Below are 18,622 nucleotides of genomic sequence, written 5' to 3' on the forward strand. Positions count from 1 at the left end.
GCCGCCGCACCGCCGGCGGTAGAGGAACAGGGTGAGCCCGGCGGCCAGCAGGTTCAGCGCCACCCCGACGACGATCGGGTCACCGCGCAGGGTCACCGACACGAACGCCATGATCGCGCCGAGGACCAGCCCGAGGCCGATCCCGGCGAGCAGTCCGAGCCCGACGCTGCCGGTGGCGTACGCGGCGAGGAAGCCGGCGTAGGCGCCGAACAGCATCATCCCCTCGAGCCCGATGTTGATCACGCCGGCACGTTCGGAGATCAGCTCACCGAGCGCGGCGAGCAGCAGCGGGACCGACAGCCGGATCGCGGCGGCGAAGAGGGCGACGTCGAACGGGTTCACGAGTGCGCTCCTTCGGTGACGCGTGCGGGTTGCTCCGCCGCGGTCGCTGCGGGCCGCCGGGAACGGCGGCGCTCGACCAGCCATGCGGAGCCGGTGACCAGCAGGATCACCACGGCCTGGGTTGCGGTGACCAGGCCGGAGGAGATGCCGACCCTGGCCTCCATCAGCCCGCCGCCCTGGCGCAGCGCGGCCAGCAGGAGCGCGGCCGGGATGCAGGCGAGCGGGTTGTTGCGGGCGAGCAGCGCCACGACGATGCCGTCGAAGCCGTAGTTCGCGGAGAAGCCGGGGGCGAGGTTGCCTGCGGGAGCGGCCAGCACGAGTGACGAGCCCGCGACGCCGGCGACGGCGGCCGACGTGCACAGCGCGCCCACCCCGACCAGCCGGGTCCGGGTGCCCGTGGCCTTGGCCGCGGACGGGTTCGCGCCGGTCAGCCGCAGCCGGTAGCCCACGACAGTGCGGCGCAGCACATACGCGGCGGCCAGCACCACGACCACGACCAGCACGATGTCCCAGCGCAGCGTGGTGCGCGCCAACAGGACCGGCCAGCGCGCCGAGTCGGCCACCGGGGAGCTCTGGCCGAGCGTGCCGGTCGGTTCCTCCATCGGGCCGTTGGCCAGCCAGGACACGATCTGGGTCATGATCAGGGTGAGGAGCAGCGTGGCGATGAAGTCGTTGACCCCGCGGCGAGCCCACAGCCAGGCGGCGATGCCGCCGAGTGCCGCGCCGCCGGCCGCCCCTGCGAGGACCGCGAGCGGCAGGTGCACCGCCATCGGCAGGCCGGACAGGTGGAGTCCGACCACCGCCGCGGTGGTGCCGCCCGCGAGGATCTGCCCCTCCAGTCCCACGTTGAGCCGACCCGCGCGGGAGGCGACGACCCAGCCGACCGCGGCCAGGACGAGGGGGACGAACTTGGTCAGGGTGGCGCCGAACTGGGCGGGGCTGCCGAAGACTCCGTCCCACATCGCCCGGGCGGCGTCGCCCACGGGGGCTCCGCTCAGGGCGATGACCAAAAGGGACACCGCCAGCGCAAGGACGACGGCGAGCAGGCTGACAGCAGCGCCGCGCAGAGCCCGCCGGTCGACGGCGAGCCGTCTCATGGGGTCGCTCCTTCTGCGCCGGCGGCCATCAGCTCGCCGATCCGGTCGCGGGTGGCGTCCGCAGCGTCGAGCACGGCGACGACCCGGCCCGACGACATTACCGCGATGCGGTCGGACAGGGCGAAGATCTCGTCGAGCTCGGCGGAGACGAGCAGGGTCGCCCCGCCCGCGGTCTTGTGGGCGTTGATCTGGGCGTGCACGAACTCGATCGCGCCAACGTCGAGGCCACGGGTGGGCTGAGCGGCGACGAGCAGATCGGGCTCGCCGTGCATCTCCCGGGCCAGGACGATCTTCTGCTGGTTGCCGCCGGAAAGGCTCGCAACGGGGGTGTCCAGCCCGGTGGTGCGTACGTCGAAGCGGGCGACGAGGTCGGCGCAGTGCCGGCGGATGCGGCCCGGCCGCAGCACGCCTGCGCGGCTGAAGGCAGGCTCGCCGATCGCCCGCATCATGAGGTTGTCGGTTACCGACAGCGGTAGCGCCAACCCGTCGCAGTGTCGGTCCTCGGCGATCGTCCCGGTGCGGCCGGGGCCACCGCCGGTGCGGGCCGTGACGGTGACCGTGCCCGCCGTGGGGGTACGCACGCCTGCGACGAGGTCGGCGAGCTCGCTCTGCCCGTTGCCCTCGACACCGGCGACCCCGAGCACCTCGCCGCCCCGCACCCGCAGGTCGACGGGCCCGAGGTCGCGGTCGCCGCGATACCGGGCGAGGGTGAGCCCGTCGACATGGAGCACCACGGGACCCGGCGGGACCACCGGCCGCTCGGTGCGCAGCACGACGTCCCGGCCGACCATCATCCGGGCGAACTCCTCGGGCGGGGTCGCACCGACCTCGACGGTGTCGACGACCCGCCCGCCCCGCACCACGGTGCACCGGTCGGCCACGGCCGCGATCTCGCCCAGCTTGTGGGTGATCAACACGATGGCCAGGCCTGCTGCGGCCAGCTCGGCAAGGACCTCGGCGAGGCGGTCCCACTCGGCCGGGGAGAGCACGGCGCTGGGCTCGTCGAGGAGCAGCACCCGGGCGTCGCCGAGCAGGCACTTGAGGATCTCGATCCGTTGCCGCTCGCCGACCGGGAGGGCCTCCACCGGGACGTCCGGGCGGACCCGCATGCCGTGCCGCTCGCCGATCTCGACGAGCCGGGCCCGGATCGCGGCTGCGTCGTACCGGCCGGTCGTGCCTTGGGCCAGCGCGACGTTCTCCGTGGCGGTCATGTCCGGGACCAGCATGAAGTGCTGGTGGACCACGCCGATCCCGGCGGCGCGCGCGGCCTGCGGGTCCCCGGCCGGCAGCGGTGCGCCGCCGACGGACACCTCACCTGAGTCCGGTCGCACCAGCCCGGAGAGGATCTTGACCAGCGTCGACTTGCCGGCCCCGTTCTCCCCCAGCAGCGCGAGGATCTCCCCGGGGCGGACGTCGAGGTCGATCCCGTCGTTCGCGAGCAGCGCGCCGTACCGTTTGGTCACCGCACGCGCCGACAGCGCCGCGGGGGCGGCGCCGTCGGACGTGCGGGAGGGGGCCGGCATGCTCAGCCGCCCTGGGGCAGCGTGATGGCCCCGGAGTTCAGCTTCGCAGTCGTGTCGGCGACGACGGACTCGTAGTGCGAGGCCGACGGGCAGAGCTTCAGGGCTTGCACGGCGGGGTCGTCGAGGGCGTAGAAGCGGGGCTCGGCCGGCAGCGAGCCCGCCTTGTAGTCCTCCAGCACATGGCCGACCATGATCTTGGTGTCCTGGAACGCGTAGCCGATCAAGGCGGGAGACTCCTCGCAGCGGTCGGTCGTCGGGTTGAAGACCTTGACGTCCTTGCCGGACTCGGTGACCGCGTCGAGCACACCGGGCAGGCCGGCGTCCTGGAAGGCGTAGATCACGTCGGCGCCGTTCGCGATCTGGGCCGCGGTGGCCTCCTTCGCCTTGGCCGCGTCGCTGAGGGACCCGACGGTCACCGAGGCGACGTTGATGTCCGGCTTGACGGACTTGGCGCCCGCGGCGAAGTCGATCGACGACTGCGAGTTCGGCGGGATATCGGTGCCGCCGACGTAGCCGACCGTGCCCGTGGCGCTCTCCTGCGCCGCGACGACGCCGGCGACGTAGGCCGGAACGCCCTGCCTGGTCGCATAGGTGTGCAGGTTCGGCACCCCGGCCTGCACCACCCCGGACATCACGAAGGTGACGTCGGGGAACTGCGGGGCGACGGTGTTGCCCGCGGAGACCAGCGAGCTGCCACCGGCGATGATCAGCTGGTTGTCGGCGGCCAGGTTGGTCAGGGCGTCGATCGCGGCCTGCGGGGAGCCGACGTTGTCGACGACCGAGACCGTCATGCCCTCCCGGTTCGCGACGGCCTGCACGCCGTCGAGGTAGGACTGGTAAAACGCCTTGTCGTTGCGCGGGCCGGCGAGCACGACACCGACCTTGGTCGGCGCCCCGGAGGCACCGGTCTCCGGCGCGGCCGTCGACCCGCCGCTGGAGCAGGCGCTCAGCACGAGCGCGGCGCCGAGAACGGGCGCGGCGAGCACGCGGGTGCTGCGCAGCCACGAAGGCACTCGGATCATCTGACTCTCCTTCTTCGCGACCGATCCGCCGGCGGCTGAGATCCTGAGATCGCATCTAGTGCCACGGATCGTGTCCTCGGGGCTCACTGGCCGTCAAGACATGCACGGATGCGTAACCAGCACGCAACACCAAACTCGGTTAACGTGCCGTGACGTGACGTCCACCGCCCTTGACAGTCTGTGGACCGACCCCGCAGATTTAAGATCTCAAATCGAAGTGGGAGTGCAATGGAGAGATCAGCAGCGGTCGAGCAGGCCCTCGCCAGCATCGACGAGGCGCGTGTGGTGTCCCTGGTCCAGGACGTCTGCCGGATCCCGAGCGTGCTCGGCGACGAGCTCGCGTTCGCTCAGTACCTGGTCGACGTCATGAAGGACTCGAGCTTCACCGACGTCCGGCTGCAGGACGTGCTGCCCGACCGGCCGAACGCCATCGGCGAGCTCGACTTCGGCACGGGCCCCCGGGTCGTCCTGACCGGACACATGGACACCAAGCCCGAGTCCATCGGCTGGACCGACACGACGCCCTACTCCGGCGAGCTGATCGACGGGCACGTCTACGGCCACGGGATCATGGACATGAAGGCGGCGCTGGTCTGCCAGATCGTCGCCGCCGAGGCCGTACGCTCCTCGGGCGTCCCGGTGTCGGGCAGGCTCGCCTTCGCCGGCGTCAGCGACCACATGGGCGACCAGCTCGGCTCGATCCGCTACTTCGACGAGTACTCCGCCGACCTGTGCGTGCTCGGGGAGCTGTCGGACAACGAGATCTACCTCGGCCACCGGGGTCGCTACTACTTCGACATCACCGCGCAGGGCAAGTCGGCGCACACCTGCCACAAGCCGCTCGCGGTCAACGCGAACATGTTGGCGGCCAAGGCGATCCTGGAGCTCGACGCGTCCCGGCTCACCCCCGAGCTCGAGCCGTGGGTCCGCGACCTGTTCGGCGAGGAGACCTACATGGCGCCCGGCCGGGTCTACGGCGGTCTGCCGCCGGGAGGGCCGTCGATGATCCCGGACGAGTGCGTGATCCGGCTCGACTGCCGCCCGCAGCCCGGGGTGTCGGTGGAGACAGTGCGTGCCGAGCTTGACCGCTGCCTCGACGCGGTCAAGGCCGCCGACCCGCGCTTCGCGGCGCGGGTCGAGCTCGCCGACGTCAAGTCCGGTTACGTGGCGGACCCGCACAGCCTCGTCGTCGAGACGATGGTCGACGCCGTCCGGCAGGTCCGCGGTACGGAGCCGACCCTGCAGGCCGCGGGCTGGCTCGGCGACACCGCCAGCTTCGGCGACACGATCCCCACGGTGATCTTCGGTCCGGGCGGCGAGCCGGTGTACTGCCCGAACGAGCGGCTCTCGGTCGCGGACATCGTCGAGGCCACCAAGGTCTACACCGCCTTCGCGACGCTGGCGCTGCTGACGTGAGCGCCCCGGCCACGGCTGCCCCGTCGTTCGAGCACCTGCTGGAACGGCCGGACCTGGTGTGGATGGGGCAGAACACCACCCACCTGGAACCGCCCGCCGAGGTGCTCGCCGCGCTGGAGGAGAGCACCCGGCGCCGCGAGTTCCAGCTCTACGCCCCGGCGCTGGGCTTCGAGCGGCTACGCACACAGATCGTCGAGGACCTCGGGCTGGCCGGGGCCGACGCGTGGATCACCGACGGCGCGGTGGGCGGGCTCCACCACATCTGCACCGGCCTGGCCGGGTCGGTCTCCCGGGTGGTCACGAGCGACCCGGGATGGCCATGGCCGGCCCGGTTCGCGGGTCTGGAGGGCGTGCCTGCCACGACCCTGGACCTGTACTCCGCCGAGCAGGGCTACCGCGTCACCGCCCAGCAGATCGCCGAGGTGATCGAGCCCCGCTCGCTGATCTACCTGATCGACCCGCTGAACCCGCTCGGCAGCCGCTACACCCGCGCCGAACTCGTCGCGATCACCGACCTCGCCCGACAGACGGGCTCGCTCGTCGTGCACGACTGCACCTACCGACACTTCGCCACCGACCACACCCTCGCGGCGGAGCTCTACCCCGAGGGCACGTTCACCACCTACTCGTTCTCCAAGTGGCTGGGTCTGGCCGGGCTGCGGCTCGGCGCGGTGGTGGCGGTGCCGGAGCTGCTCGGGCGGCTGACCGAGGTGCCGTCGAACCCGCTGGGCGCCAACATCCAGGCCCAGCGCGCGGCGATGGCGGGGCTGTCGGTGAAGGAACCGTGGCTCGCCCGCGTGCGCGCGGCCAACCGGACCAACCAGGAGACGGTCCGGCTCGCCGTGCAGCGCAGCGGGCTCGGCGAGCTCGTGGTGTACCCCTCGCACGGGAACTTCGTCGCCGTGGACATCGCAGGCAGCGGCTGGTCCGCCGACACGCTGTGCGCCGCCATGCTCGAGCGGGACGTGTTCATCCGGCCCGGGACCTACCAGTCCCCGCGTTTCGGCGAGCGCTTCGTCAAGGTCAGCACATCGGTTCCCGAGGAGTGGGGCGAGCGGTTCGCCGCGGCTTGGGCGGACCTGTCGACCCCTGCGAGGCAGGCGTGACCGCGGCGGCGCGCTACGCCGAGCTCGACGCCGAGGAGTACCGGGCGGCGTCTGGGCTGGAGCTCGGGCGCCGGGTCGCCGCCGGGGAGATCTCCCCGGTGCACCTGGCCGAGCTGGCCCTGGGCCTGGCCGCGGAGGCCGAACCCGCGCTCAACGCCTACGCCGTCCTGCTCCCCGAGCGGGCCCGCGCCGCGGCGGTGCAGCTCGAGGCCGAGGTGCGGGCCGGCCGCGTGCGCAGTCCGCTGCACGGGGTCCCGATCGCCGTGAAGGACAACATGCTGGAGGAGGGGCTCCCAGCCGGAAAGGGCTCCCGGACCAGCCCGGGCACGCCCGCCGCCGCATCGTCGCCCATGGTGGGCAGGCTCGTCGACGCGGGCACCGTGGTCATCGGACGCACCACCACCCCGGAGTTCGGGTGGAAGGGCACGGGGATCTCGCCGCGCACCGGCGTCACCCGCAACCCGTGGGACCCGACCCGCAGCTCGGGTGGCTCCAGCGCGGGTTCCGGCGCGACCGTGGGCAGCGGCGCGGTCCCGATCGCGACCGGCACCGACGCGGGTGGCTCGGTCCGCATCCCTGCCGCGTTCTGCGGCGCGGTCGGGCTCAAGCCGACCCTGGGGGCGATCCCGGTCTGGCCGGGCACGGTCAACGAGAACCTCTCCCACGCCGGTCCGATCACCCGCGACGTCCGGGACGCACGAGCCGTCCTCGACCTCACCCGCGGACCCGACGCGCGCGACCCCCAGTCGTACTGGTCCCGTCCACCCGCTCCCGACAGCGGGCGCACGCTGCGAATCGGCGTCGTCCGGGCGCCGTTCGGGATCGCTCCGGAGGCGTCGGTCGGCCGGGTCGTCGATCCCGCCCTCGACGCGGTCGTGGCGGCGGGCGGCGCCGAGTACCACCAGGTCGAGCTGCCCGCGGCGCTGCCGCGCGCAGTGTTCGAGGCGCTCTGGGTGACCGGACGCGGCCTGGGGTTTTGCGACCTCGCCCGCGAGCACGCCGCGGTCATGGACCCGGGCCTCGTCCGGCTCGGTCCGCTCGCCGAGACCTACAGCCTGGGCGACTACTACGAGGCGCTGACCGCGCGCCGCGCGTTCAACACCGCGATGGCACGGACGCTCGACGAGTGGGACCTGCTCGTCATGCCCACGATGCCCCTGACCGCCTTCGCCGCGGACGCGGAGGTCCCCGAGGGCGGGGAGGCCGACGCGCCGCTCCCGTGGATCACCTGGACTCCGTACACGTACCCGTTCAACATCACCGGCCAGCCCGCCGTCACCGTGCCGTGCGGGCTCGCGGGGGACGGGCTCCCGGTGGCGCTGCAGATTGTCGGACCGTGGGCGCACGACGACCGGGTCCTCGGCTTCGCGGCCCACGCCCAGGACGTCCTCGGTCCCGCACCGGCCGCTTCGCGTCCGCGAGAATCACAAAGTTAACGGCCGTGGCCCTTTCGTCACCGCCAACCGGGCACGGAGAGTGCAAGGTTGTACCACAAGGATCACCGGAGACCCCGACCCGCCGGGGGAGTGCGAAGGACAAGACGATCATGAGGCCGAGCGTGGGCACGCCCCCGGCGCCGAAGGCGTCCACCCGCAGGTCGACGCCGGACTTCACCGGCCTGACCCTGCCGGAGCCCGGCGCGGACACCCACCTCCAGATCAAGGAGGTCGTGTACCGCCGCCTGGTCCGGGCGATCGTCGAGCTGGAGCTCGAGCCGGGAACCCAGCTCCGCGAGCGCCAGCTCGCGGAGCAGATGGGGGTCAGCAAGACCCCGATCCGCGAGGCGCTGGTCCGGCTGGAGAAGGAGGGCCTGGTCACGGTCGCCCCGTACCGTGGCGCGATCGTCCGCGGCTACACGCACGCGGACATCCGCGAGATCTATGAGCTTCGTGAGCTGCTGGAGGGCTTCTGCGCGCGGCGGGCGGCCATGCAGATTAGTGACGCGGACGAGGCGGACCTGCGGGCCAACGTGCGGCAGAGCCGTGCGCAGCTCGACGCGGGCGAGCTGGATGGCATCCCTGCGCTCTTCGACGGCTTCGACCGCATCCTCTACCGGCAGGCCGCGGGCCACCGGATCGGCGGCATGCTCGTCGAGCTCGACGCCCACCTCGAGCGGCTGGGCAACCTCACGGTCGCCGTGCCCGGCCGACTCGACGCCTCGGTCCGCCAGCACGAGGAGATCGTCACCGCCATCACGAAACGGGATCCCGCCGCCGCCGAGGCGGCGTGCCGTGAGCACATCCGCAGTGTGTTCGCGGACCTCGTGAACGCGCTTCCCGACGAATGACCTGTCAGGCTTAGCGGATCCGGGGAGTTCGTCGTCCGGGAGTGTGCGCCGAGCCTGGGCGCTGACCGCGTCGTCTGTGGGTGACGCGGTACATCGGTCCTCGGGCACACGGTCGGTGGAGAGGCGCCCGGCGGTCTTCGCGCAGCTCATCCGCCGTGACGTGCGGCGGCCTTACGCGGGGAGGATGACAGTGCAAGACCGAGCGTCGTCCGCCCTCGTAGATCACAGCGGAGCAGCTGATTCGCTTTCCCAGCAATACACCCCATCCCGGCCCGAAAGGCGCAAGGTGCTCCCGTCAAACGCTGACCGGGGTGAGGCTCTCGCCCATCCACCGCGCGATGTCAGCCATCCTGGCGTCCGTGCCCGGCTGCCCGAGGTCTTGGAGGCCGAAGGGCAGCCCACGGCCATGAGCGGCACGTTGACCGCGGCGCCCCCTATAGCGAGCTGGGGAAGTTGAAGGCCGGGTCACCCGTCGCGGGCGGGCTCCTCGCCGGTTAGGTCACCGTGCCACTCGGGTGCCGGGGGTGGAGGTCGGCGCGCGATGATCGCGTCGATGCGAGTCTCGAGGAGTGCGTGTCGCCCGTATCGCGGCCCGCTCCCGCAGCGCCTCTTCGTCGTCCGCGGCACCGAGCTCCTCGGCGGCCTCGACGAAGAACCGTTGCCCGCGCTCGCTGACCCCGTCCGGGTGGTCAGCGAGGACTTCGCGGAAGGCCCGGTAGTGCTCCCAGGCGGGGATGGCTCTGCCGAGCCCGGAAGCGCCGGCCAGCGCCCGTTCGAGGCGCTCCACCACTTGAGCTCGCCAGTTCTCGCAGCTCACAGACGATTGTGCTGCCGGCGTCGTCAAGGACGGCCCTGGTTGTCGGTTCGTAGGTCTGGGTCGGAGCGATTCTTGACCGGACAGGACACCAGGGCGTGCGGTCCTCGCGGGAGCTGGAGGAGCGCCGCTGTGGGCGGGACGTGGCCTGGGGCTCTACGACGCCCTCCCCCTCGTCTATGGGCCGGACGAGCACCCGCGCCCCTCCGAGTTGCGCGGCACGCTCGCCGCCGTGCTGCCCGACGTCTACGCCGTCTACCGCAGGCTCGGCACGCTCGCCAGCCGAGACGCCCGCCCTCGGCGACGGCCACAACGTGCACGGACTCATCCCCGGCGCCGGCGCCTCGGTCCGGCTGCCCCGCACGATCGGCCGCGACGCGCCGCCGAGATGCTCTACACCGGCGCCACCTACGACGCCGACCTCCTGCAGTCCTGGGGACTGATCAACCAGGTCGTCGCCTCTGATGAGCTGGACAGCACCGTGGCCACGCTCGCAGCCCGGCTCTCCCAACGAAGCCCGCTTGGGCTGCGGCGCATGAAACAACTACTCCACGACAGCGCCGATCTGCCGTCCACCGAGGCACTGCAGACGGAGCGGAGCTGCGTCGACCAGCACGATCTCGCACCCGACGTGCAAGAAGGGGTCGCCGCCTTCCTCGACAGGCGACCACCTGTCTTCGCGTCGACCCCCGAGAGCTACACCATGTCTACCGACGGTGAACAAGGTGACCTGCAGATCACTTGCGGCAAGCCCCAGCGGAGTCCGCAGCAACATCGTCCTGAAGGCTGCCGCCACTGCGCTAGCCTGGTGTCGCCGGAGCCTAAAACTCGACGCGTTGGCTCGGGCGACTGCGTTCCGGCGGTGGCGGGCCGAGGACGTCCGCTCCATCCTCGCCGCCGGCGCGGCCGCGCCCCGGCCCCGCCCGGCCGGGAACGCCCTGGTCATCGAGCTGCCCGCGGTCCCGACCCGCTCTCTGGCCGACTACGCCATCACCACCGCTATCGAGCCGGACACCGCGGAGAGGTCTGGGCACCGCCACCGTCGCATCGCGGGGTGAGTGCCCGCGATCACCGCTACCGCCAGGAGGCAGGCCAGACGCCGATGATGGCCGTTGCGGGGGCCGAGACCAGGCCGGCGACGAGCCCGGCGCGGGCGTCGCCGAGCCCGGGACCGCCAGCGCCGATGGCGTACTCCGCGGAGTTGATCCGCTGCGGAACCCATCGGGTGTCTCGTTCCAGCAGGCCAGCGGCGCCGACCAGCTCGACGAGGTGCTGCGCTGGCCCGCCCGCCGTGGTCACGGTCTGGGCGATTGGCATCTACGCGAGCGCGCTCGATGCTGGGCGGCACCCGCGTCCGCTGGGCCGCGGCGTGGCTGTTCGTCGACCTGAACTGGATCGAGGAGGACTACTACTCCCCACAGGCCACGGGATCTGCCTGCTGCTTCACCATGTTGACCTTCGCGCTCGCCCCGATGACGACCCGCCGCGCCGACCTCGCCGGAATGCCCGGCTGGCCGACCAGGCAGCCAGGGACCAAGCCGCTGCCGCTGGGGCACCGCTGGCTGGTCTCGGCGCTGACCCCGCCGGCACACGACGGTCGTCCGCCGGGATCGACACATGGTGCTCGTCAAGTACGACTCGGACCGGATACCGCCTGGGAGCGGGTGCCGGGCGGTCGGTCATGGGCGCATCCTGCCCTGCCGGCGCTCGGGCGCGCCCTGAGGTGCGGTCAGTCGCGGAGCGTCATGAGAGCCTTGGCGACCGGGGCCCAGCGGTCGGCGTAGGCCGGTAGTGCCGGGTCGTCGGCGAAGCCCGAGTCGAGGAGGTAGAGGCCGGGCAGGGCGCAGGTGCCGCCGAGCTCGGCCAGGACGGGCTTGAGGGTGAGGTCGGGGGCCATGGAGTGGGCGGGCCCGGCGCCGAGCATCAGCGGCACGGCGACGACGTCCTGCAGCCCGGTGCCGCCCGCGAACTGGTCGAGGAACAGCTTGAGCAGCCCGGTGTAGGTGGCCTTGAATGTCGGGCTGGCGAACACGACCAGCGAGGAGGCCTGCACGGTCTTCACCGCGGACGCGACGGCCTCGTCGCCCCAGCCGAGCAGGCCGGGCCCCAGCTCGGTCAGCTCGACGACGTGGTCCGGGGCGCCGCCGGTGAGCCGCTCGGCGAGCAGCTCGCCGGCCGCGCGGGTGCGGGAGCCTGCCTTCGGGTTGCCGACGACGACGGTGACGGTCATGAGATCTCCAGGAGGCGGACGGGGCGGGGCCCGGGGGTGGGAGCGGGGACGGGCAGCACGGCGAGGTCGGGCCGGGCCAGCCCGGTGGCGCTCGCCGGGCCGGGGAGCAGCCGCACGGCGCGGTGCCCGAGGTCGGCGAGGATCGCGCCGGCGGCGCCGTCGTCGGCCGGGGTCCATGCGTGCCCGTCGAGCGCGCCGACGGCTCGCGCACCCGGCCGGCGCACGTAGAGCAGGATCCCGCCCTCGCGCGCGACCTGGGCCGCGGACTCCGCGAAGCGACGGGCGCAGTCGCAGGTCAGAACGCCGAAGACATCGCCGGTCACGCACTCGGCGTGCACCGCGACGAGCGGCCGGCTCGCCGGCCCACGCCCGACGAGCGCGACGTGCTCGGCGCCTGTGACCTCGTCGCGGTACCCGACGGCGTCGAGCGGGCCGTGGTCGGTGGGCAGCCGGGTGGTGGCGGCGCGGGTGACCCGGCCCCGCTCGCCGTCGCCGTGGCGCAGCCGGTGGTCGACGAGCTCGGCGATGTCGAGGACGGGCAGGTCGTGCCGCGCGGCGAGGAGCGCCGCGTCCTCGCCGCCGGCCATGCCGGTGCCGTTTCCGACCAGCTCGGCGATCAAGGCGACCGGGGGCAGCCCGGCCAGGCGGCACAGGTCCACGCCGGCCTCGGTGTGCCCGGGCCGGGCGACCACACCACCCACGCGGGCCCGCAGCGGGAGCACGTGCCCGGGCCGGACGAGGTCGGCGGGCCGGCTGGCGGGATCGGCGAGGACCCGGGCGGTGCGTGCACGGTCCTTCGCGCTGATCCCCGTGCCGACGCCGTGCGCCGCGTCGACCGACACCGTGTAGGCCGTGCCGCGCGGGTCCTGGTTGTCGCGGACCATGGGGTCCAGGGCGAGGGCGTCGGCGCGCTCGGCGGTGAGCGGCGCGCAGAGCAGGCCCGACGTGTGCCGGACGGCCCACGCGGTCCACCGCGGCTCGGCCAGCGCGGCCGGGAGGATCACGTCGTACTCGTTCTCCCGGCCGGCGTCGTCGGCGACGAGGACCGGGCGCCCGGCACGCAGGGCGGCCACGGCGGGGCCGACCCGGTCGACGGGGGTGAGGGTCTCGGGCTGGACGCTCATCAGGCCGCCAGCGCCGCGAGCCCGTGGAAGCGGCTGCCGTGGAAGACGAGCGGGGCGACGTCGTCGTGGGTCTGCAGGGCCTCGACGCGCAGCAGCACCAGGTCGTGGTCCCCGGCGGGCACGATCGCGTGGACCGAGCAGTCCAGCCACGCCGCGGCGTCGTGCAGCAGCACTGCGCCCTCGTCCGTCGCGGTGTAGCCGATTCCCGCGAACCGGTCCCCGGTCTTCGAGGCGATCTGCCGGCACGCCCGGTCGTGCGTGGACCCGAGCACGGACAGCCCGAGCCGCGGCCGGTCGGCCAGCAGCGGCCAGGTCGTGGAGGTGTGCTGCACGCACACCGACACCAGCGGCGGGTCCATCGACACCGACACGAACGAGCTGGCGGCGATGCCGACCGGGGCGCCGTCGCGCAGCGCGCAGACGGCGGTCACCCCGCTGGGGAAGGTGCCGTAGGCCCGCCGCAGCGCGCTGGTCTCGGCGGGGTCGGGAACGATCATCTTCAGGGCCTCCTGTCGCCTGCGGTGAGGCCTACGGAACCCGCCGACTGTTGCCTCCGCGTTACGCGCGACGATCGCCCGATTTGCGCTCCCGCCGGCCCCCCGCCCGGCCCTCCGACCTGCGGCGACGGCCTCGGAGCCGGGGAATTACGCCACGGCTAGCCCATGCGGTGGCCGGTCTCCGTGAACGTGCCGATGCCCGACAGGGCCACCCGGCCACTACGGAAGTACGTGAAGCTCAACTCGAAAGGCCTGCCGTCGACGTCCGCGGTCGTCAGCTCCCGCAGGAGGGTCGGGACCTCGGGCTGGACGTGCAGGAGGGCCGCGATCCGCTCCTCCAACGCGACCGCCTCCACCGAGTAGATGCTCGCACCGTAGGGGCGCCCGAACACCCGCTCGAAGACGACGGGCAGCGGCGGATAGTCGACGTGGCAGCGGTCGAGCAGGGCGAGGAACGCGGGCGCCTCGAGGTCGGTGACCAGGTACCCGGTGCGGACGTAGAGCGGCTCGGAGTCGTAGTTGCCCACCTGCTCGATCCGCATGACCTCGGCCGTCGGCTCGATCTGCAGCCGCCGGGCCACCTCGCGGCCGGCGATCACGCGCGTGCACTCCAGGGTCTCCACGGCGAGGCGGCCCTCGTGCAGGGTCCCCTCGTACACCCGCGGCCCGACGTCGGTGGGGGCGACCGGCACGATCGTGCGGGAGAGGCTGGTGCCGACCCGACGAGTCCGGTCGAGCAGGCCCTCCTCGGCCAGCGCCTGCAGCGCTCTGCGCACCGAGTTGCGGCTGCCGTTGTAGGCGCGCACGAGCCGCTGTTCGTCCAGCTGCTCGCCGGCGCCGATCGAGCCGTCCCGGATGCTGGCCCGCAGCAGCTCGTAGATCCGGCGGGACGAGGTGTCGGCGGGACGGGCCCGGCCGCCCCGGGCCGTCCGGTAGGCCCGGCGGCCCTCGTCGTCGTCCTTGCGCAGCGGGACAGGATGCGCCACGAGTGAACCTCCGCTGGGTGCGAACGGGGTGCGGGCGGCTCACCCGGGTGGGTGTGGACCGGTCGGGCGCCGCAGCCCATGCCGCTTCGCACCGGGACGAACGGTGACGGACCGTCCGCCGTTCGAGGCTAACGGCGACCCCCGATGTGCCGTATGTGACCTCGGTCATGGGGCCCGAGGTGGCGGTCATCGCCCGATTCGCCGGGTCCGCAACGCTGTGACCTGCGGATAAACGTTCGGGCCCGGCGGCGCAATAGAGCGGTTACCCCCAGCGTGCTTGTCGGCGAAACATGCCGTCCGCAGGCTCTGCACTCACCGCCCGCCGACGACGCCCGGTCGGACCCCCGTTTCCCGGCAGTTCCCGCACACCTCTGCCCACGCGAGAAGGACGAGAACGTGACAGAACACCCGGTGCCGGGCCCCCGCCCCGCGCAGCGCCTCGGCACTCCCACCGGTCCGCTCCTCGAGGTCCGCGGCCTCACCGTCGGCTACCCGACCCCCGACGGGGAGTCGGTCGCCGTCCGCGACGCCGCGCTGAGCATCGGCGTGGGCGAGCAGGTGGCATTCGTCGGCGAGTCGGGCTCCGGCAAGACCTCCCTCGCGATGGCGGTGGCCGGGTTCCTCGGCGGCTCCGCGCGCGTCACCGCCGAGCTCCTCGCGTTCGACGGCGTTCCGCTCGACCGCAACCCGCACGCCGGGGTGCCGCGCCGTACCCCGGGTATGGCCGTGGTCTTCCAGGACGCCATGACCTCGCTCGACCCGGTGTGGTCGGTCGGCAGCCAGCTCACCACGGTGGTCCGCAGTGCCACCCGCTGCTCCCGCCGGGAGGCCACTGAGCGGGCCCGCGAGTGGCTGGTCCGGGTCGGACTCACCGACACGCGGCGGGTCCTGCGCAGCCGTCCGTACGAGTTGTCCGGTGGCATGCGGCAGCGCGCGATGCTCGCCCTCGCGCTGGCCGGCACGCCGAAGCTGCTGATCGCGGACGAGCCCACCAGCGCGCTGGACGCGAGCCTGTCCCGCACGGTGATGGAGCTGCTGCGGGAGCTCGCCACCGAGACCGGCACGTCGCTGTTGATCGTGTCCCACGACATCCGGCTCTGTCAGGAGTTCTCCGACGCGATGGTGGTCATGTACCACGGCGCGATCGTCGACGCGGGTCCGTCCGCCGAGCTCGAGCGGACGGCGACCCACCCGTACACCCGCGGCCTGCTGCGCTGCGTGCCCGATCTCGGCGCCCGGCACGCCCATCGGCTGCCCACGCTGGACACGGTGGACACCGGCGTAGGCGCCGAGCTCGTCCGCACGAGCGTCGCATGAGGACACCTGGGATGCGGCTGCTCCGGCAGCGCCCGGCAGCAGACCCGGTCGGTGACCGCGGCCTGGTGCAGATCACCGGGGAGTCGCTGGAGAAGACGTTCGTGGTCAACCGGGCCCGGCACCGCGCCGTGGCCGCGGTCGACGTCACGATCGGCTCGGACCGCACGATCGGCGTGATCGGCGAGTCGGGTTCGGGCAAGTCCACCCTGGCCCGGATGCTGTCCGGCCTCGAGCAGCCCGACGGCGGCACCCTCGACTACAACGGCGTGCCGCTCGGCCACCACCTCGCCTCGCAGACCGGCCGCCGGGACTTCCGCCGGGCGGTGCAGCTCGTCAGCCAGGACGTCAGCTCGTCCTTCGATCCGCTGCGCACGCTGCGCGACGCCGTCCGGACGCCGGCCATGGTGCTCTGCGGGCTCGAGAGCGCCGCCGCCGACCAGCGGGTCGACGAGGTGCTGGAGACCCTGCAGGTCTCCCCGGCGATGGCCGACCGGCGCCCCCACGAGGTGTCCGGGGGGGGGCAGCGGCAACGCTTCGCGATCGCCCGGGCGCTGGTCGTCCGGCCGCGGGTGCTGCTCTGCGACGAGGTCGTGTCGGCGCTCGACGTCTCGGTGCAGGGCGCCGTGCTGAACATGCTGAAGGACTACGTGGAGCAGAACCGGGCGGGGCTGTTCTTCGTCTCGCACGGGATCCCCGCCACGGCGTTCCTGGTCGACGAGCTGATCGTCATGCAGGACGGCGAGATCGTGGAGCGCGGCAGCACGGACGAGATCGTGGACCGGCCGCAGCACGAGTACACCCGGTTCCTCGTCGCGGCCGCGCGGCGCAGCGGCCGGATCGAGGTGGTGGCCTCGTGACCCCCGCCGTACCCACCGCCGCGCCGGACGCGGCCTCCCTGCTCGCCGCGGTCCGCCGGCAGCGCTGGTGGGCCCTGCGGGTGCTCGTCCTGCCGATCCACATCCTCGTGTTCGCGCTGATCGCGTTCTTCCTCGTCCGGCTCATCCCCGGCGACCCGGCCCGCGCGATCGCCGGGCCCGACGCCACCCCCGAGACCTACGAGGCGGTCCGCGCGCAGCTCGGCCTCGACGGGAGCATCTGGACACAGCTCGGGCACTACGTGTCCGGCCTGGTGCGGTTCGACCCCGGTACCTCGATCACCAACGGCCGGCCGGTGTTTGACGAGCTCATGGCCCGGTTGCCCGGCACCGTGGAGCTCGCCGTGGTGTCCTTCGTGATCCTGGTCCTGGCCAGCCTTCTGCTGTCCCTGGTGGTGGTCCTGGCCCCGCGGAGCCTGGACGCCCGGATCGTGTCCGGCTACTCGCAGGCGGCCGGGGCGGTCCCGGACTTCGTGGTCGGCGTGATCGGGATCCTCCTCTTCTACGCCACCCTGCAGGTCGTCCCCGCGCCGAACGGGCGGACCCGCCCCGGCCTGCAGGAACCGGATCCGATCACGCACTTCCCGCTACTGGACTCGGTCCTGGCGGGGAGGTTCGCGGTCACCTCGTCGATCCTCAGCCACTACCTGCTGCCGATCGTGGTGCTGGTCGTGTCGCTGGCCCCGCTACTGCTCAAGCAGCTGCTCGGCGCCCTCGGCCCGGCCGCGGAGGACCGCGCCACGCTGTTCCGGATCGCCACCGGCACTCCGCGCCGGAAGGTGGTCGTGAGCATCTACCGGCGCGCGCTGCCGCCGACCATCGCGGTCTTCGGCACGATCTTCGGCACGCTGCTCGGCGGCACGGTGATCATCGAGCAGCTGTTCGGCCTCGGCGGGCTGGGGACGTACGCGGTGACTGCCGTGGCCGGCCTGGACTTCACCGCGCTGCAGGGCACGCTCGTGCTGGTCGCCGCCATCTCGATGATCGTCTTCCTGCTCTCCGACGTCACGACCATGCTGCTCGATCCGCGGCGCCGGCCCGGCGTCCGAGGGAGTGGATCATGACCTCCACCCTGCCGCCGCCCGCGGCCCCGACCGATACCCCCGCCCCGCCCACCGCGGCCCGCCGCCCCCGTCCCCGGCTCGGGGTGGGCACCTGGATCGCCGCCGCCCTGCTGGGGCTGGTACTGCTCGTCGCGGTGATCGGGCCGCTGATCGCGCCCCACGACCCGACGGGTGTGGTGGGCCTGCCGTCCCGCCCGCCGAGCGGCGAGCATTGGGGCGGCACCGACTCCACCGGGATGGACGTGTTCTCCCGGACGCTGGCCGGCACCCGCATCGACGTGGCCATCGCGGTGTTCTCGACGCTGCTGGCCACCGCGCTGGGCATCGTCGTCGGCCTCGCCGTCGGGATGAACGAGTCCCGGCGCGGTCCGGTCGGCATGGCGGCCAGGGGCCTGTCCCGGCTGCTCGATTTGCTCCAGGCGATCCCGGTGGTGATCATCGGCCTGGTGGTGGTGTCGTTCTTCGGGACCAGCACCGTGACGATGATCCTCGCGATCGCGGTGATCCTGATGCCGATCCAGGCGCGGCTCACCCGCACCGAGGTGCTCCGGGTGCGCGGCGACGCGTACCTCGACGCCGCCCGCCAAGCGGGGCAGCACGAGCTGCGGGTGATCGTGAAGCACGTGCTGCCGAACTCGGTCCGCCCGGCCCTGCTGAACGTCTCGGTGATCCTCGGCATCAGCATAGTGCTGACCGCCGCGCTCGGCTTCCTCGGCGTCGGGCTGCCGCCGCCTACGCCGGAGTGGGGCTCGATGATCGCCCACGGCGCCGGCGACGCCGCGGTCGGGAAGTGGTGGTCGGCCGGCTTCCCCGCGGCCGCCCTCTGCATCACCGTCGCCTCCGCCTCCGTCCTGACCCACCGCTTCACCGTGAACCGCGTCGGCTGACCGGACGCACGGCCCGCTGGTCCACCCGCACGACC

The 18,622-nt window shown here is 72.9% G+C and carries 18 protein-coding genes and 2 pseudogenes; 10 read left to right on the forward strand and 10 right to left on the reverse strand.

The features are described from left to right. From LWC35_RS28650 to LWC35_RS28665, 4 genes are all read right to left on the reverse strand, one after another. The coding region (locus LWC35_RS28650; RefSeq protein WP_443690210.1) for an ABC transporter permease subunit at positions 1–342 on the reverse strand (342 nt) is incomplete at its 3' end. Continuing rightward, a complete protein-coding gene (locus LWC35_RS28655; RefSeq protein ID WP_232873388.1) occupies positions 339–1,439 on the reverse strand; it encodes an ABC transporter permease in 1,101 nt (366 codons plus the stop codon). The genes LWC35_RS28650 and LWC35_RS28655, both read right to left, overlap by 4 nt. Then, entirely contained in the window at positions 1,436–2,962 is a 1,527-nt protein-coding gene (locus LWC35_RS28660) for an ABC transporter ATP-binding protein (protein WP_232873389.1), read from the reverse strand. Before LWC35_RS28660 ends, LWC35_RS28655 begins: the two co-directional genes overlap by 4 nt. Before the next feature lie 2 nt (positions 2,963–2,964). Next, positions 2,965–3,984 (reverse strand): BMP family protein, encoded by a 1,020-nt coding sequence (locus LWC35_RS28665; protein ID WP_232873390.1) that lies wholly within the window; start codon positions 3,982–3,984, stop codon positions 2,965–2,967. A 228-nt stretch (positions 3,985–4,212) separates the two neighbouring features. Here LWC35_RS28665 and LWC35_RS28670 point away from each other — a divergent pair, with 228 nt between their 5' ends. The 4 genes from LWC35_RS28670 to LWC35_RS28685 all read left to right on the forward strand — a co-directional run bounded on the left by LWC35_RS28670 (position 4,213) and on the right by LWC35_RS28685 (position 8,793). Then, positions 4,213–5,400 (forward strand): M20 family metallopeptidase, encoded by a 1,188-nt coding sequence (locus LWC35_RS28670; RefSeq protein ID WP_232873391.1) that lies wholly within the window; start codon positions 4,213–4,215, stop codon positions 5,398–5,400. Next, complete coding sequence (locus tag LWC35_RS28675) at positions 5,397–6,506, forward strand: pyridoxal phosphate-dependent aminotransferase (protein WP_232873392.1); 1,110 nt, start codon at positions 5,397–5,399, stop codon at positions 6,504–6,506. The genes LWC35_RS28670 and LWC35_RS28675 overlap by 4 nt, the downstream gene beginning before the upstream one ends. Then, positions 6,503–7,942 carry an amidase gene (locus tag LWC35_RS28680; protein WP_232873393.1) on the forward strand — a complete coding sequence of 480 codons (1,440 nt, stop codon included), beginning with the start codon at positions 6,503–6,505 and terminating at the stop codon, positions 7,940–7,942. The genes LWC35_RS28675 and LWC35_RS28680 overlap by 4 nt, the downstream gene beginning before the upstream one ends. Positions 7,943–8,052: 110 nt before the next feature. Further along, complete coding sequence (locus tag LWC35_RS28685) at positions 8,053–8,793, forward strand: GntR family transcriptional regulator (RefSeq protein WP_232873394.1); 741 nt, start codon at positions 8,053–8,055, stop codon at positions 8,791–8,793. A 499-nt stretch (positions 8,794–9,292) separates the two neighbouring features. On the opposite strand, the gene LWC35_RS28690 is transcribed toward LWC35_RS28685, so the two are convergent. Continuing rightward, complete coding sequence (locus tag LWC35_RS28690) at positions 9,293–9,583, reverse strand: hypothetical protein (RefSeq protein ID WP_232873395.1); 291 nt, start codon at positions 9,581–9,583, stop codon at positions 9,293–9,295. 256 nt (positions 9,584–9,839) lie between these two features. Here LWC35_RS28690 and LWC35_RS41075 point away from each other — a divergent pair. Then, a pseudogene (locus LWC35_RS41075) lies at positions 9,840–10,277 on the forward strand (enoyl-CoA hydratase/isomerase family protein); the annotation flags it as partial. 157 nt (positions 10,278–10,434) lie between these two features. Then, positions 10,435–10,665: pseudogene (locus LWC35_RS28695) on the forward strand (hypothetical protein); the annotation flags it as partial. Between the two features lie 16 nt (positions 10,666–10,681). Here LWC35_RS28695 and LWC35_RS28700 read toward each other — a convergent pair. From LWC35_RS28700 to LWC35_RS28720, 5 genes are all read right to left on the reverse strand, one after another. Next, positions 10,682–10,924 (reverse strand): hypothetical protein, encoded by a 243-nt coding sequence (locus LWC35_RS28700; protein WP_232873396.1) that lies wholly within the window; start codon positions 10,922–10,924, stop codon positions 10,682–10,684. A gap of 412 nt (positions 10,925–11,336) precedes the next feature. Next, positions 11,337–11,837 (reverse strand): NADPH-dependent FMN reductase, encoded by a 501-nt coding sequence (locus LWC35_RS28705; protein ID WP_232873397.1) that lies wholly within the window; start codon positions 11,835–11,837, stop codon positions 11,337–11,339. Further along, entirely contained in the window at positions 11,834–12,961 is a 1,128-nt protein-coding gene (ribB, locus tag LWC35_RS28710) for a 3,4-dihydroxy-2-butanone-4-phosphate synthase (RefSeq protein ID WP_232873398.1), read from the reverse strand. Before ribB ends, LWC35_RS28705 begins: the two co-directional genes overlap by 4 nt. Next, complete coding sequence (locus tag LWC35_RS28715) at positions 12,961–13,458, reverse strand: flavin reductase family protein (protein ID WP_232873399.1); 498 nt, start codon at positions 13,456–13,458, stop codon at positions 12,961–12,963. The genes ribB and LWC35_RS28715 overlap by 1 nt, the downstream gene beginning before the upstream one ends. Positions 13,459–13,616: 158 nt before the next feature. After that, on the reverse strand, positions 13,617–14,444 hold the full coding sequence (locus tag LWC35_RS28720; RefSeq protein ID WP_232873400.1) for a GntR family transcriptional regulator: 828 nt from the start codon (positions 14,442–14,444) through the stop codon (positions 13,617–13,619). A gap of 396 nt (positions 14,445–14,840) precedes the next feature. Between LWC35_RS28720 and LWC35_RS28725 the strand changes: the two genes are divergently transcribed. From LWC35_RS28725 to LWC35_RS28740, 4 genes are read left to right on the forward strand one after another with little or no spacing between them, the layout of a single operon-like run. Then, entirely contained in the window at positions 14,841–15,761 is a 921-nt protein-coding gene (locus LWC35_RS28725; RefSeq protein ID WP_232873401.1) for an ABC transporter ATP-binding protein, read from the forward strand. A gap of 11 nt (positions 15,762–15,772) precedes the next feature. Beyond that, complete coding sequence (locus tag LWC35_RS28730) at positions 15,773–16,618, forward strand: ABC transporter ATP-binding protein (protein ID WP_232873402.1); 846 nt, start codon at positions 15,773–15,775, stop codon at positions 16,616–16,618. Then, the gene (locus LWC35_RS28735) at positions 16,615–17,700 is read left to right on the forward strand and encodes an ABC transporter permease (RefSeq protein WP_232873403.1); all 1,086 of its coding nucleotides are present in this window, start codon (positions 16,615–16,617) and stop codon (positions 17,698–17,700) included. Before LWC35_RS28730 ends, LWC35_RS28735 begins: the two co-directional genes overlap by 4 nt. Continuing rightward, positions 17,697–18,587, forward strand: a complete 891-nt coding sequence (locus LWC35_RS28740) for an ABC transporter permease (protein WP_232873404.1) — start codon at positions 17,697–17,699, stop codon at positions 18,585–18,587. Before LWC35_RS28735 ends, LWC35_RS28740 begins: the two co-directional genes overlap by 4 nt. Positions 18,588–18,622: the final 35 nt, after the last annotated feature.

The sequence above is a fragment of the Pseudonocardia kujensis genome, from assembly GCF_021283305.1.
Taxonomy (GTDB): domain Bacteria; phylum Actinomycetota; class Actinomycetes; order Mycobacteriales; family Pseudonocardiaceae; genus Pseudonocardia; species Pseudonocardia kujensis.